Here is a 14,374-nt window from a genome sequence, read left to right on the forward strand (position 1 = left end):
ATGCGCGAGCCGGGCCAGTGGAGAAAGATATGGGTGGAATAGTGATCGTCGGCGCGGGACAGGCCGCAGCCTCGATGGCCGCGAAACTGCGGGCGCTGAAATATGACGGCACGATCACCGTGATCGGCGCAGAGCCGGTGCCCCCCTATCAACGCCCACCGCTGTCGAAAGCCTATCTGCTGGGCGAGATGGAGCTGGAGCGGCTGACCCTGCGCGCCCCGGACTGGTGGCAGGAAAACGACATTACGCTGCGGCTCGGCATCTCGGTCACCGCAATCGACACCGAGGCGCGGACGGTGACCCTGTCGGATGGCGAGACGCTGGATTATGCCGAACTAGCGCTCTGCACCGGGGCCACGCCGCGCCGCCTGCCCGCCGCGATCGGCGGCGATCTGGGCAATGTCTTCACCGTGCGCAACCTCGCCGATGTCGACCGGATGCGGCCCCTTTTCACCGCCGACAAACGGCTGGTCGTGGTGGGAGGCGGTTATATCGGGCTCGAGGCGGCCGCGGTCGCGCGCAAGCTCGGCCTCGAGGTGACGCTGGTCGAGGCCGCACCGCGCATCCTCGGCCGCGTCGCCTGCAAGGAAACCGCGGACGCGATCCGCGCGCTGCATCGCGAGCGCGGCGTGGAAATCCTCGAAGGGGTCGGCCTGACGCGACTGACCGGCGAGGGGACCGTCACCGGCGCGATCCTCGAGGACGGGCGCGAATTGCCCGCCGATTTCGTGATCGTCGGCATCGGCATCACCCCCGACGAGGAAGTCGCCCGCGAAGCCGGTATCCATTGCGAGAACGGCATCGCTGCCGACGAACAGGGCCGCACCTCCGCGCCCCATATCTGGGCGGCGGGGGATTGTGCCTCCTTCCCCGGCACAGAGGAGCGGATCCGCCTCGAATCCGTCGGCAACGCGATCGACATGGGCGAGCTGGTCGCCGAGAACATGCTGGGTGCAGGTCGTCCTTACGCCCCGAAAGCGTGGTTTTGGTCGGACCAGTTCGACGCGAAGCTGCAGATCGCCGGGCTCAATGCGGGCTACGATGAGGTCGTCACCCGCCGCGATGAGGGCAGCAGCTTCTGGTATTTCCGCGACGGCCGCCTGATCGCGGTGGACGCGATCAACGACGCGCGCGCCTACATGGTCGGCAAGCGCCTCATCGAAGCGGGCAAGCCCGTGACACCCGAAGCAGTCGAGACCACGGCAGAGCTGAAAGCCCTGATGAAATGAGAATTATCGGAGGCGCGAAACGCGGGCTGAAGCTGGCGGATGTGGGGGCAGGCGATATGGATGCCCATCTGCGCCCCACGACCGACCGCGTGCGCGAGTCGATCTTCAACCTGCTGACCAATGGCGGGCACGGCAATCCGGTGCCCGAGGCGCGGGTGCTTGACCTCTTCGCAGGTACCGGCGCACTGGGGCTGGAGGCGCTGTCGCGCGGCGCGGCCCGGGTGGCTTTCGTCGATGACGGCACCGCCGCCCGCGCGCTTCTGCGCCGCAACATCGAGGCTATGCGCGCGATGGGCGTGACGGATGTCTGGCGGCGCGATGCGACCAATATGGGCCCCAATCGCGGCCCCGGCTACGACCTCATCTTCCTCGATCCGCCCTACGGGATGGGCTTGGGCGAACGCGCCCTCGCCTCCTGTCTCGAGAATGGATGGATCGCTCCGGGTGCGATGATCGTTTGGGAGGAGAACACAGCGCCGATCCTGCCCGCCGCCCTCGAACAGCTCGACCAGCGCCGCTATGGCGACACGCTCGTAACTCTTGCCCGGATGCCCGAATGACGCAACACCACCCGATCCCGCACGCCGTCCTGTTCGATTGCGACGGTGTGCTCGTCGACAGCGAGCCCGCGACCTTCGATCTGATTCAGGAAGAATTCGCCCGCTACGGCGTGCACAAGACGATCTCCGAACTGGAAGACGCCTTCATCGGATCCACCATCGAGAACGTCTATCAATGGGGCCGCGAGCATGGGGCCGATCTGCCCGACGGCTGGGTCGACAGCTATTACAAGGCGCTCTACGCGCGGTTGCGCGAGGGGACCGAGCTGATGCCCGGCATCCCGCGCCTTCTCGCGCGTCTCGATGCGGAAGGCATTCCCTTCGCGGTCGGCTCGAACGGCCGGAAAGCGAAGATGGAGGCGACACTGGGCCAGCACCCGGATATCCGCACGCGGCTGGAGGGGCTGCTGTTCTCGGGTCAGGACATGGGCATGCCAAAGCCGAAACCCGATCTCTACATCCATGCCGCGCGCCATCTGGGCGCCGATCCGGCGGCCTGCGTGGTGATCGAAGACAGTCCTACCGGGGCGCGTGCGGCGAAAAACGCGGGGATGCGTTGTTTGGGCTACTCGCCGAAAGGCGGCAATCCGCGGCTCGCGGCGGAAGGCGCGGAGCTCTTCACCGACATGCGTCAGGTGCCGCGGCTCATCGGCCTCGACCCCTGATCTTCGGCTTGGCTAAAATATCCCGGGGGGTGAGCCGGGATCAGCCGCCTTCCAGTGGAAGGACGCCCCGGCGAACGCCCGAAGCGCAAACGTAGGGCTTTGACGCAGCCAGCGGGGGCAGCGCCCCCACTAACGCCTGAACCTTAGCGCCAGGTCGGGTGGAAGCGCCCCGCCGGCGAGGTGGTGAAGATCTCGCAGCCATCGGCGGTCACGCCCACCGAATGCTCGAACTGCGCCGACAGCGATTTGTCCCGCGTCACGGCGGTCCAATCGTCGGCCAGAACCTTTGTCTCGGGGCGGCCGAGGTTCACCATGGGCTCGATCGTGAAGATCATGCCCTCTTCGAGCATCGCGCCGGTACCCGCGCGCCCGTAATGCAACACGTTCGGCGGCGCGTGGAACACCTTGCCCACGCCGTGACCGCAGAAATCGCGCACCACCGACATGCGGTTGCTTTCGACGAATTTCTGGATCGCGTGGCCGATATCGCCAAAGGTGTTGCCGGGCTTCACCTGCTCGATGCCGACCATGAGCGAGTCATGGGTGACCTGAATCAGACGCTCGGCCTTGCGGCTCAGGTTGCCCGCGACATACATGCGCGAACTGTCCCCGAACCAGCCGTCGAGGATCACGGTCACGTCGATATTGATGATATCGCCGTCCTTCAGCTTCTTGTCGCCCGGGATGCCGTGACAGACGACATGGTTCACCGAGATGCAGCTCGCGTGCTGATAGCCGCGATAGCCGATGGTCGCCGAGGTCGCGCCCAACTCGCCCACGCGGCGTTCGATGAAGGCGTCGAGTGCTGCGGTCGTGACCCCCGGCTCCACGAGATCAGCGACCTCGTCGAGGATCTGCGCCGTCACCTGCGAGGCGGCGCGCATTCCTGCAAAATCGCTCTGATCGTAGATCCGGATCCCGTCCTTCGTGGTGCGGCCCTGAGTATCGTCCAACGGTCTGCTCCTTAAGGGTTTCGGCCTTTAGATAGTCACAAAAGCGGGGCTTGGCCAGTGCCCGGGCTTTTCGCGCCCCGTTCCGCGCCCTATACCAAGTCGAAAGGAGCCTCACAGATGCCAAATCCCACCGCAGCGATCCTGATCATCGGCGATGAAATCCTCTCGGGACGCACCCGCGAGGGAAACGCGCATTATCTGGCCGGACAGCTGGTCGAGCGCGGAATCACCTGCCGCGAAATCCGCGTGGTGCCGGACGACAATGACGTGATCGTTGCCGCGGTGCGGGAGCTTTCGGCGGCCCATGATCACCTTTTCACCAGTGGCGGGATCGGCCCGACCCATGACGATATCACCGCCGATGCGGTAGCCGAGGCGATGGGCGCCAAGCTCGACGTGCGCGAGGATGCCAAGGCGATCCTCGCCGCGCATTACGCCGCGCGCGACGCTGAGTTCACCTCCGCGCGGCTGCGCATGGCGCGGATCCCCGACGGGGCCGAGCTGATCGAGAACCCGGTCTCTGCCGCGCCGGGTTTCTCGCTGGGCAATGTCCATGTGATGGCGGGCGTGCCGAACATCTTTCAGGCGATGGTCGAAGGGCTTTTGCCGAAGCTCACCGGTGGCGCGCCAATGCTCTCGCGCAGCCTGCAGGTTCTGCGGGCGGAATCGTCGGTGGCCGACGATCTGCGCGCGCTGGCTGGCCGCTTCCCCGACCTTTCAATCGGTTCTTATCCTTTCGTTCAAGAAGGCCGCTACGGCACCAATCTCGTGCTGCGCGGCACCGATCCCGATCAGGTCGAGGCGGGCTTCGCCGCGCTGAAGGCCGCCTTCCCGGAGGGCACATGATCGACGCCTACGCGATCATCGACGCGACCTGGCCAGCCGCCGAATATCGCCGCGCAGGCGGGTTTCTGATCCGCGACGGGCAAGGCGGCGGATCGCGCGTCAGCTGCGCGACGCTGGAAGTCCCGCTGGAGCAGGCCGACATTCCCGCCGCCGAAGCTGCGCATCGCGCTTTGGGCCAGCGTCCGCGCTTCATGATCCGCGCGGGAGACGAGGCGCTCGACGCGGTTCTGGAGGCGCGCGGCTACGAAGCTTATGACCCGGTGCGGATCTGGTCCGCGCCGATTGCAGCGATGCAGGGCGAGGTCCCGCCCGTGACCGCTTTCGCCCATTGGCCGCCGCTGCAGATCGCCCGCGACCTCTGGACCGAGTTGGATGTCGGGCCCGAGCGGCAGGCGATCATGGACCGCGCAGAGGTACCGAAAACCTGCGTTCTGGGCCGCAAGGACGACCGGGCCGCGGGCGTTGTCTATATCGCTCTGTACGAGGACGCGGCGATGCTCCACGCGCTCGCCGTTGCGCCGAAATACCGCCGCATGAGCCTCGCGCGCGAGATGATCTACGAGGGCGCTCGCTGGGCCGTTGAGGCCGGGGCAGAGCGGTTCGAGATGATCACGACGCTCGCCAATGACGCCTCGAACGCCCTCGCCGAGAGCTTCGGCATGGAAGTTCGCGCGCAGTATCACTATCGCCGCGCGCCGGAGGTGGCATGATCCGCCGCGCGCCACTCCTGCTGGCCAGTCTGCTCGCCGCCAGCCTGCCCCACGCCACATGCTCCGCCTCGTTAGATCTGACGTTGCCCGCCGGCGCCACCCAATCCGCGCAGGAAACGAGCCCCGCCACCAGCTACCAATTGGCGGTCGGTCCGTGGCAGGACGGCAAGCTGGAGACCCGCGATCTCGAGGGTGCGCGCTCCGACACGGCCTATCAACTGCGGGCCAATCAGAATACGACGCTACAGATCCTCGCGCCGCTACGGGATCAGCTCAAGCAGGCGGGCTACGACATCCTCTATGAGTGCGACACGCAGGCCTGCGGCGGCTTCGATTTTCGCTACGCGCTCGACCTGCTGTCCGAGCCCGCGATGCATGTCGATCTGGGCGATTTCCGCTACATCGCGGCGCGCAAGGATGCCGATTACCTTGGGATCACCGTCTCGCGGTCGTCCGAGTCGGGCTTCATTCAGGTGACCGAGCTGCGGGTGCAGGACGTCACCCCCGCTCGGCCCGACGACCCGCTCGGCGCGCCGCAAACCGCGCCGGTTCTGCCGCGCGCCGATGCCCCGGCCGTCGCCCCCTCCGCGCTTGCGCAGACGCTGGAGGCGCAGGGCTCGGTCGCGCTCGACGATCTCGACTTCCCATCGGGGGCATCCGCGCTCGGCGAGGGCGATTTCGCCTCGCTGCAGGCGCTGGCAGAGTTCCTCAAGGCCAACCCGGATTATCAGGTGATGCTGGTGGGTCATACCGATGCGGTCGGTTCGCTCGCGGCCAATATCGCGCTGTCGAAGAAACGCGCGCAATCGGCACGGCAAAAGTTGATCGGCGATTACGGGGTGGCGGCGTCACAGGTCAGCGCCGAGGGGGCGGGCTTCCTCGCCCCGCGCGCAAGCAATCTGACCAAAGAGGGACGCGAGAAAAACAGACGGGTCGAAGCGGTTCTCACCTCGACCCGGAGTTAGCGCCAGCCGGCGGAATGGCCCGGCGCGGGAGGGAGTTCGGTCTCACCAGTTGTCGGGGCCCTTCTCGGCGAAGGTCTTGGCGAGGAAATCGATGAAAGCGCGCACTTTCGGCTGCGTGAAACGCCCCGGCGGATAGATTGCGTAGATGCCCAGCGTTTCCATCGGCAGATCGGGCATCGCTTCTTCCACGAGGCCCTCGCGCATCGCGTCGGCATAGAGGAACGAGGGCAGGTAAGCGATCCCGAGACCGGCCGTCGCGGCATGCAGCAGCGACTGACCGTCATTGACCGTCAGCCAGCCCGCCGAGCGGACCTGACGCCGCTCGCCCGAAGGCGCGGTCAACTTCCAGACATTGCCCGCCGACTGGTTCGAATAATGCAGCAGTTTGTGGTTGTTGAGATCGTCGATCCGCTCGGGGCGGCCGAATTTCTTGAAGTAGTCTGGCGAGGCGATCATCCGGCGCGAAGTCTCGGTCAGCTTGCGCGCGCGCAGGCTCGAATCCTCCAGTTCGCCGACGCGGATCGCCATGTCGAACCCTTCAGAAATAAGTTCGACGTAGCGGTTGTTCAGCACCATATTCACGGTGATTTCGGGGAATTCCTGCAGGAATTCGCCCAGAACGGGAGAGAGAAGGTTCACACCGAAATCGGTGGCGACCGAGATGCGCAGCAGCCCCGAGGGCGCCGTCTGCATCGACGTCACCAGCGCATCGGCCTCGCCCGCATCGTTGAGAACGCGACGCGCGCGGTCGTAATAAGCCAGCCCGATTTCCGTCGGCGAAACGCGACGCGTGGTGCGATTCAGAAGACGTGCGCCGAGGCGGGCCTCCAACGCCGAGACATGCTTCGACACAGCCGATTTGGAGATGCCCATCTTCTTGGCTGCATCGGTGAAGCCCCCCTGATCCACAACCGTGGCAAAGGCTTCCATTTCAGTCAGGCGATCCATCCCAAACACCCTTCGGCTTGTAATTTCTGTTTCTTATTTTCCGCTTATCGAGCCGAAATCGGGCGCAATTTAGACTTCGCGGCGACAATACGAGGGTAACAATGGGAGAGAATCCCGCAGGTTGGTGACCTCTGCGAAACGGTGGCGCTTTCGCTCTGACGCCGCGTTTGACGTGACAAGCCTGGCCTTGCGCCGCAGAGTGCGGGCCAAATCAGGGAGGGTTACATGAGCCAATATCCGCATATCTTCACGCCGCTCGATCTGGGCCACGTGACGCTGCCGAACCGCGTGCTGATGGGCTCGATGCACACCAATCTCGAAGAGCGCGGCGACTGGAATGCGGTGGCCGAGTTCTATGCCGAACGCGCGCGCGGCGGTGTCGCGCTGATGGTGACGGGCGGCATGGCCCCTAATAACGAAGGTGGCGTCTTTCCCGGCGCGGCGGGGCTGTTCACCCCCGAGGACATCGCGCATCACAAGATCATCACCGACCGCGTTCACGAAGCGGGCGGCCGCATCGCGATGCAAATCCTGCACGCCGGGCGCTATGCCTATGGCCCCGATTGCGTGGCGCCCTCTGCGATCAAGTCCCCGATCTCGCCTTTCCCGCCGAAAGAGCTCGACGAAGCCGGGATCGAGAAGCAGATCGCCGACATCGCCACCGCCGCCGCGCGCGCCCGCGAAGCGGGTTATGACGGCGTCGAGGTGATGGGCTCCGAGGGCTATTTCCTCAACCAGTTCCTCGTACGCCACACCAACAAGCGCGAAGACGGTTGGGGCGGCTCGTTCGAGAACCGGATGCGCCTGCCCGTCGAAGTGGTCAAGCGCGTGCGCGAAGCGGTCGGCCCCGATTTCATCGTGATCTTCCGCATCTCGCTGATCGACCTGATCCCCGACGGCTCGACCTGGGAAGAGGTCGTCACCCTCGCGAAAGCCGTCGAGGCCGCGGGCGCCACGATGCTCAACACCGGCATCGGCTGGCACGAGGCGCGGGTGCCGACCATCGTGACGTCGGTGCCGCGGGCGGCCTTCACCTGGCTCACCGGGCGGCTCAAGCCCGAGGTCTCGATCCCGGTCATCACGTCCAATCGCATCAACACGCCTGAAGTCGCCGAAGAGGTGCTGGGCGACGGCTGCGCCGACATGGTGTCGATGGCGCGCCCCTTCCTCGCCGATGCGGATTTCTTGGTGAAGGCGAAAGAGGGCCGCGCCGCCGAGATCGCACCCTGCATCGCCTGCAATCAGGCCTGTCTGGACCACACCTTCCAGGGCAAGGTCTCGAGCTGCCTCGTGAATCCGCGCGCCGCGCATGAGACCGAGATCGTCATCACCAAGACCGAGGCGCCGAAATCCGTCGCCGTCGTCGGCGCGGGCCCGGCGGGCCTGTCTGCCGCGATCACCGCAGGCGAGCGGGGCCATGCCGTGACGCTGTTCGACCGCGCCTCTGAACTCGGCGGGCAGCTGACCATGGCGCGCGCGATCCCCGGCAAGGAGGAATTCCACGGGCTCACCGACTGGTTCAAGACCATGATCGAGAAGACCGGCGTGACGGTGGAGCTGGAGACCGAGGCCACGCCCGATCTCCTCGCCCCCTTCGACGAGATCATCATCGCAACCGGCGTGCAGCCGCGCGACCCGGAAATCCCGATCGAGGGCGGGCAGGTCGTGAGTTACATCGACATCCTCAAAGGCCGCGTCACCGCCGGCAAGCGCGTCGCGGTGATCGGCGCGGGCGGCATCGGCTTCGACGTGGCCGAATTCCTGACGGTGACCGAAAGCCCGACGCTGGATCTGGAAGAGTGGAAGCGCGAATGGGGCGTCGGCGATCCGGCGCAGACGCCGGGCGGGTTGACCAAGCCCGAGCCCGAAGCCCCTGCCCGCGAAGTGACGCTGCTGCAGCGCAAGAAGGAAAAACTCGGCCGCCGCCTCGGCAAAACGACCGGCTGGGTTCACCGCGCGGCACTGCATATGAAGGACGTGAAAATGATCGGCGGGGTGAATTATGAGAAGATCACCGCCGAGGGGCTGCATGTCACTTTTGGCGAGGCGCGCGAGAACCCGACGCTGATCGAGGCCGATACGGTGGTGCTCTGCGCAGGCCAACTCTCGGACCGCTCGCTGGCCGATCAGCTGATCGCGGCGGGTCGCAGCCCGCATGTGATCGGCGGCGCGGATGTGGCGGCGGAACTCGACGCGAAACGCGCCATCGATCAGGGCACCCGGCTCGCCGCGGCGCTCTGATCAACTCTTCGGATTGGAAGAAATATCCCGGGGGGCTCGCATCGCGAGCGGGGGCAGACCCCCCTCCGTCTTCAAATCTGTCGCCGTCCGGCGACCGGGGGGCAGAGCCCGCTCCCGGCCTCAGCTTGATCGCCACGCCCCGCCATCTGCGCCAAAGCGCATCGCCAGATCGGTGACCAGCGCCATGTCCACCGCATCCAGCGGCCCCTCATGGCGCGGGCGGAAGCGCAGGCGGAAGGCGGGCAGGATCGTCGCGAGCGGCGCTTCCGGGTAGCCAAGGCTCGACGCCAGAGCGAGGAAGCTCTCGGGGTCGACCGCGGGCGCAGTAGCGCCCCGCTCCGGCCAGATCGCCAGGCCCTGCCGCGCGAGGCGCTGCCAGTCGAAACGCGGGCCCGGGTCGATCTTGCGCTCGGGCGCGAAATCCGAATGGCCAATGACGTTCTCGGGTGCAATTGCCCAGCGGCGCATGATCTGCGGCAGCAGCTCTTCCAGCGCGGCCATCAGCGGCTCGGGGAACGGACGATCGCCCTCGTTGTCCAGTTCGATCCCGATCGAGCGCGAATTCACATCGCCCAGCCCCTGCCAGCTTCCCAAGCCCGCATGCCAGGCGCGCATCTCCTCTGGGACGAGCTGCTCGACCGAGCCATCACGCCCGATCAGCCAATGCGCGGAGACCTCCGCCTCGGGCAGGCAAAGGCGCGTCCGCGCGGCCTCGCAGGACCACATCGCGGTGTAATGGATAATGATCAGTTCCGGCACCGCCCCCTCGCGGCGCGGGCCGTAATTGGGCGAGGGCCAGTCGGCGCTCACTGGCGCGCGGTCTGGAACGGCGTCGGATCCCAGTCGCAGGCGAAACCGTCGCCATCGGGATCGAGGTTCAGCCGGTCTTTCTGCGGCCCGCCTGCGGAGAGGAAGGCGCGTTGCGCCTGATCGGCAGAGACGTATTTCGCGCAGGCCTTGCTCGACGAGGTCAGCTTGATGCCCGAGCGCTTGTAGACCGAGTCGCCCGGACGGTTGGACACCGACAGCGCATAGGCAGCGAGGTTCGGCCCCGAGCTGTCCTGATTGCTGATCGTGTTCTGCGCGGGCGCGCTGCTCGACGCGGTGGTGTCGAAGTTCGGCGAGCTGGCCATGGTGCTGGAACCGGCAGTGCTGTTCGACGCGTCGGTCTCCTGCAGCGCGGCCATCGCATCTGCCCCGATCGCGGCGCCGCTATTGTCGCTGCTGTCGGAGCTGGAGGTCGAAGGATTGTCGCCGATGGTGCCGCCCGCATCGATGGTCGGTGCGGAAAGCGCGTTGGTCGTGCCGGGCGTCGCCGTGCCGGTCGCGTTCAGCGGCGCGCCGGGCGCATCGGGGTTGGTCGAGCCGTTGTCGGTCGGCAGGACGCTTTGTGCCGAGGGCGGCACGATGGGCTGGCCGCGCAGTTCGGCCTCGCGACGGGCTTCGGGGCCGCTGTCGGGGATCGAAGAGATACAGCCCGAGAGGGCCAGAACGCCGCCGAGGATCGCGAGTGCCTGTTTCATGTTACCACCATTTCTCCGGTTTGGCCGAGAAGCCCGCGGCCTGTTCGAGGACGTGGGCGTGGTTCAGCAGATCGCCCTCTTCCCAGGGCCGCCCGATGAGTTGCAGCCCCAGCGGAAGGCCCTTGCTGTCCAGCCCGCACGGCACCGAAACGCCGGGAAGGCCTGCAAGGTTCACCGTCACGGTGAACACATCCTGCATATACATCTCGACCGGATCGGCGCCGTCCATCTCGCCCAGACCGAAAGCGGCAGAGGGGGTGGCAGGCGTCAGGATCGAATCGATGCCCTGCGCGAAAACTTCTTCGAAGTCGCGCTTGATCAAGGCGCGCACTTTCCGGGCGCGGTTGTAATAGGCGTCATAGAAGCCTGCCGACAGCACATAGGTGCCGATCATCACGCGACGCTGCACCTCGGGGCCGAAACCTTCGGCGCGGGTCTTCTCGTACATGTCGACGATGCCCTCGCCTGCCGCGAGCTTGGCGCGGTGGCCGTAGCGCACGCCATCATAGCGCGCGAGGTTCGACGAGGCTTCCGCGGGAGCCACGACGTAATAGGCGGGCAGCGCGTATTTCGTATGGGGCAGCGAGATATCGACGATCTCGGCCCCCGCATCTTTCATCATCGCGATGCCGTCGTCCCAGAGCTTCTGGATCTCGGCGGGCATACCATCGATGCGGTATTCTTTCGGGATACCAATCTTCTTGCCGCGAATGTCGCCGGTCAGCGCGGCCTCGAAATCCGGGACCGGAATATCGGCGGAGGTCGAATCCTTCGGATCGTGCGAGCACATCGTGCCAAGCATGATCGCCGCGTCGCGCACCGATTTGGTCATCGGACCAGCCTGATCAAGCGAAGAGGCGAAGGCCACCACACCCCAGCGAGAGACCCGGCCATAGGTCGGCTTGATGCCGACGATGCCGGTGAAGGCGGCGGGCTGGCGGATCGAGCCGCCGGTATCCGTGCCGGTCGCGGCAAGGCACAGGTCGGCAGCCACAGCCGCGGCCGAACCGCCCGAAGACCCGCCCGGGGTCAGTTTCCGGTCATCGATCTTCCAGGGGTTCACCGCCGGGCCGTAGCAGGCGGTCTCGTTCGACGAGCCCATCGCGAATTCGTCCATCGACAGCTTGCCGAGCATCACCGCGCCCGCGTCCCACAGGTTCTGCGTGACGGTGGATTCGTATTCCGGCTTGAACCCGTCGAGGATGTTCGACGCGGCCTGCGTCGCCACGCCCTTGGTCGCGAAAAGATCCTTGATCCCCAGCGGGATGCCGCACATCGCGGGCGCGTCGCCCGACTTGATGCGCGCATCGGCGGCCTTGGCCTGCTCCAGCGCGATCTCAGGGGTCTTGTGCACGTAGGCATTCAGCGCGCCTGCGCCTTCGATTTCGCCCAGGCAGGCCTCGGTCAGCTCGACCGAAGTCACATCGCCCTTCTTGAGCGCATCGCGCGCGTCGGCAATCGTCAGTTTGTTCAGGCTCATTCGACCACCTTCGGCACGGCAAAGAAGCCCTCGCGGGCATCGGGGGCGTTCTTGAGGATTTTCTCGGGATAACCGCCATCGGTCACCTCGTCGACGCGACGCTTGAGGCGCATCGGCGTCACGGAGGTCATCGGCTCGACGCCCTCAACGTCGACCTCGTTGAGCTGCTCCATGAAGGTCAGGATGCTGGAGAGTTCCTGCGCGAGCTCGAGCAGATGGTCTTCGGGCACCCGGATCCGGGCCAGATGCGCCACTTTGCGGGCGGTGTCGATATCGATGGACATGTGCTTCTCCGCTTGTCTTGGAAGGCGGTTTAGCCCGAGCCACTGGGGCTTTCAAGCGCCGCGCCCCGGCATCGGCGCGCCCCTGCCCTGTCCCACGCGAATTTGCGCGCTAATCTTGGAACATGCGCAGGGCTTATACGTCACCCTGTCACAACCGAAGTGCCTAACGGAGGAAATCCATATGAAACTCATCTGGCTCGGCCATTCCGGCTTCCGCATCGAAACCGGCGACGCCGTGATCCTGCTCGATCCGTTCCTCACCGGCTCGCCGGTCTTTCCCGACGACAAGCGCGGCGAGGCGATCGAGGGTGCGACGCATCTGCTGCTGACCCACGGCCACGGCGATCACGCTTCGGACGCGGTGCCGATCGCGAAGGAACTGGATATCCCGATCTACTGCATCCACGAGCTGTCGATCATGCTCGGTGCCGAGGGGGCCGAGACGGTCGGTTTCGGCAAAGGCGGCACGGTCGATCTGGGCGGTGTGAAGGTCACGATGGTGAACGCGACCCATTCCGCCTCGGTCGATTACAAGGACGGCAACCCGGCCTATGCGGGCCAGCCCGCGGGCTTCATGATCGAGGCAGAGGGCCACACGATCTACGTCAGCGGCGATACCGACATCATGGCCGACATGGACTGGATGGGTGAACTGCACAATCCCGATATCGGCATCCTCGCGGCGGGCGGCCATTTCACGATGGACATGAAGCGCGCGGCCTGGGCGTCGAAGAAGTATTTCAACTTCAAGACGGTCATCCCCTGCCACTACAAGACCTTCGATGCGCTGGAGCAATCCGCGCAGGCGCTGATCGACGGTCTGCCGGGGGTGGATGTCATCGAACCCGAGATACTCAAAGCGATCGAAATATAAGCTGCAGCCCGCCGGGCGAGGGCTGGCTTTGCTTGCAGCCTGAAGCCCGGCGCGCTAGCTTCTCGCCCGGATCGGGAGGCCGAATAGATGTCAGACTTACTGTCCTTCAAGGAGATGTGCGAGCGGTTCGACGTGACCCCGCGCACGCTGCGCTATTACGAGTATATCGAGCTTCTCAATCCCCAGAAGGAAGGCCGCTCGCGCTATTACGGCCCGCGCGAAATCGCGCGGATGACGTTGATCTTGCGCGGGCGTCGATTTGGCTTCTCGCTCGAGGAGTTGCGCCAATGGCTGCTGATCTATGATCAGCAAGGCACCGAAGAGCAGAACCGCGTCTGGGTCGAACTGGCCGACCGGCAGCTTGACGTGCTGACGCGACAACGCGAAGAATTGGACGCGGCAATCGACGACCTCCGACAATTGCGTGATCAGGTTCAGGACACTCTTGATTCTTGAGCCTGAAATGCATTCCTTAACGTCAGCGAGGTCGTGTGAACGCCTTGTGAGCTTGACGATTATGGCCAGTTTCGACGAAAGAAACTTGCTTTACCGTACGGTAAAAATTCCCTGACATTACGTCATTGGATTCGTGACGCCACGTTACGGTGACGCGAACGTAAAGAAGTCTTGTATTGTGACTGCGGACAGACGATCTGCCGCGTCGCATTACGCAAAGGAAACGCGAGGCAGAGAGTATGACCGACACAGTAATGACGATCCGCGAGATGTGCGATGCCTTCGAGGTGACCCCGCGCACCCTGCGGTTCTACGAAAGCAAGGAGTTGCTGTTTCCCATTCGCGAGGGACAGAAACGGCTGTTTACGCGGCGCGACCGCGCCCGGCTGAAACTGATCCTGCGCGGCAAACGTTTCGGGTTTTCGCTGGAGGATATCCGCCAGCTGCTGGACCTCTACGAGATGGGCGACAAGCAGAAGACGCAGCTGAACGAGACGATCAAGCTCGCACAGCAACGTCTGGAGGAAATGACGCGCCAACGCGAGGAACTGGGTCAGGCGATCGACGAACTGGCCAGTCAGATCGAGTGGGCGGAGAAGGAACTGGAGAAGGCGCGCCACGACGACGCGGCCTGATCCGC

Annotated in this window: 16 protein-coding genes; 10 read left to right on the forward strand and 6 right to left on the reverse strand. The window is 65.1% G+C overall.

The window, feature by feature from the left end; all coding sequences use genetic code 11:
- Positions 1-29: 29 nt before the first annotated feature.
- From B6V75_RS11685 to B6V75_RS11695, 3 genes are read left to right on the forward strand one after another with little or no spacing between them, the layout of a single operon-like run.
- Entirely contained in the window at positions 30-1,229 is a 1,200-nt protein-coding gene (locus B6V75_RS11685) for an FAD-dependent oxidoreductase (protein WP_088719814.1), read from the forward strand.
- Positions 1,226-1,789, forward strand: coding sequence for a 16S rRNA (guanine(966)-N(2))-methyltransferase RsmD (gene rsmD / locus B6V75_RS11690; protein WP_075775388.1), 564 nt, complete (start codon positions 1,226-1,228; stop codon positions 1,787-1,789). Before B6V75_RS11685 ends, rsmD begins: the two co-directional genes overlap by 4 nt.
- On the forward strand, positions 1,786-2,454 hold the full coding sequence (locus B6V75_RS11695; protein WP_240496952.1) for an HAD family phosphatase: 669 nt from the start codon (positions 1,786-1,788) through the stop codon (positions 2,452-2,454). The genes rsmD and B6V75_RS11695 overlap by 4 nt, the downstream gene beginning before the upstream one ends.
- Before the next feature lie 143 nt (positions 2,455-2,597).
- Here the strand turns inward: B6V75_RS11695 and map are convergent, their stop codons facing one another.
- The gene (gene map / locus B6V75_RS11700) at positions 2,598-3,407 is read right to left on the reverse strand and encodes a type I methionyl aminopeptidase (RefSeq protein WP_075775386.1); all 810 of its coding nucleotides are present in this window, start codon (positions 3,405-3,407) and stop codon (positions 2,598-2,600) included.
- Positions 3,408-3,524: 117 nt separating this feature from the next.
- Between map and B6V75_RS11705 the strand changes: the two genes are divergently transcribed.
- Genes B6V75_RS11705 through B6V75_RS11715 form a run of 3 tightly spaced genes read left to right on the forward strand, consistent with a single transcriptional unit; the run spans position 3,525 to position 5,928 of the window.
- The gene (locus tag B6V75_RS11705) at positions 3,525-4,253 is read left to right on the forward strand and encodes a molybdopterin-binding protein (RefSeq protein ID WP_075775385.1); all 729 of its coding nucleotides are present in this window, start codon (positions 3,525-3,527) and stop codon (positions 4,251-4,253) included.
- On the forward strand, positions 4,250-4,963 hold the full coding sequence (locus tag B6V75_RS11710) for a GNAT family N-acetyltransferase (protein ID WP_088719815.1): 714 nt from the start codon (positions 4,250-4,252) through the stop codon (positions 4,961-4,963). Before B6V75_RS11705 ends, B6V75_RS11710 begins: the two co-directional genes overlap by 4 nt.
- Positions 4,960-5,928 (forward strand): OmpA family protein, encoded by a 969-nt coding sequence (locus tag B6V75_RS11715; RefSeq protein ID WP_088719816.1) that lies wholly within the window; start codon positions 4,960-4,962, stop codon positions 5,926-5,928. Before B6V75_RS11710 ends, B6V75_RS11715 begins: the two co-directional genes overlap by 4 nt.
- 42 nt (positions 5,929-5,970) lie before the next feature.
- Here B6V75_RS11715 and B6V75_RS11720 read toward each other — a convergent pair whose 3' ends face one another.
- The gene (locus tag B6V75_RS11720) at positions 5,971-6,876 is read right to left on the reverse strand and encodes a LysR family transcriptional regulator (RefSeq protein WP_075775383.1); all 906 of its coding nucleotides are present in this window, start codon (positions 6,874-6,876) and stop codon (positions 5,971-5,973) included.
- 225 nt (positions 6,877-7,101) lie between these two features.
- Between B6V75_RS11720 and B6V75_RS11725 the strand changes: the two genes are divergently transcribed.
- Positions 7,102-9,117 (forward strand): NADPH-dependent 2,4-dienoyl-CoA reductase, encoded by a 2,016-nt coding sequence (locus B6V75_RS11725; RefSeq protein ID WP_088719817.1) that lies wholly within the window; start codon positions 7,102-7,104, stop codon positions 9,115-9,117.
- 120 nt (positions 9,118-9,237) lie between these two features.
- Here B6V75_RS11725 and B6V75_RS11730 read toward each other — a convergent pair whose 3' ends face one another.
- The 4 genes from B6V75_RS11730 to gatC are packed head-to-tail and all read right to left on the reverse strand — an operon-like array spanning position 9,238 to position 12,404.
- Positions 9,238-9,927 (reverse strand): N-acetylmuramoyl-L-alanine amidase, encoded by a 690-nt coding sequence (locus B6V75_RS11730; protein WP_240496953.1) that lies wholly within the window; start codon positions 9,925-9,927, stop codon positions 9,238-9,240.
- The gene (locus B6V75_RS11735) at positions 9,924-10,640 is read right to left on the reverse strand and encodes a hypothetical protein (protein ID WP_075775380.1); all 717 of its coding nucleotides are present in this window, start codon (positions 10,638-10,640) and stop codon (positions 9,924-9,926) included. Before B6V75_RS11735 ends, B6V75_RS11730 begins: the two co-directional genes overlap by 4 nt.
- A 1-nt stretch (position 10,641) precedes the next feature.
- Entirely contained in the window at positions 10,642-12,120 is a 1,479-nt protein-coding gene (gene gatA, locus B6V75_RS11740; protein WP_075775379.1) for an Asp-tRNA(Asn)/Glu-tRNA(Gln) amidotransferase subunit GatA, read from the reverse strand.
- A complete protein-coding gene (gene gatC / locus B6V75_RS11745; RefSeq protein ID WP_088719818.1) occupies positions 12,117-12,404 on the reverse strand; it encodes an Asp-tRNA(Asn)/Glu-tRNA(Gln) amidotransferase subunit GatC in 288 nt (95 codons plus the stop codon). The genes gatA and gatC overlap by 4 nt, the downstream gene beginning before the upstream one ends.
- Positions 12,405-12,585: 181 nt before the next feature.
- On the opposite strand from gatC, the gene B6V75_RS11750 reads away from it, so the two are divergent.
- From B6V75_RS11750 to B6V75_RS11760, 3 genes are all read left to right on the forward strand, one after another.
- Positions 12,586-13,278, forward strand: a complete 693-nt coding sequence (locus B6V75_RS11750; protein ID WP_088719819.1) for a metal-dependent hydrolase — start codon at positions 12,586-12,588, stop codon at positions 13,276-13,278.
- Between the two features lie 87 nt (positions 13,279-13,365).
- Complete coding sequence (locus tag B6V75_RS11755) at positions 13,366-13,734, forward strand: MerR family DNA-binding transcriptional regulator (RefSeq protein ID WP_075775376.1); 369 nt, start codon at positions 13,366-13,368, stop codon at positions 13,732-13,734.
- A gap of 239 nt (positions 13,735-13,973) precedes the next feature.
- Entirely contained in the window at positions 13,974-14,369 is a 396-nt protein-coding gene (locus B6V75_RS11760) for a MerR family DNA-binding transcriptional regulator (protein WP_075775375.1), read from the forward strand.
- Positions 14,370-14,374 lie beyond the last annotated feature (5 nt).

Origin of the sequence: Thioclava sp. F1Mire-8, from assembly GCF_002213165.1 — a bacterium.
In the GTDB taxonomy this organism is placed as follows: Bacteria; Pseudomonadota; Alphaproteobacteria; order Rhodobacterales; family Rhodobacteraceae; genus Thioclava; species Thioclava nitratireducens.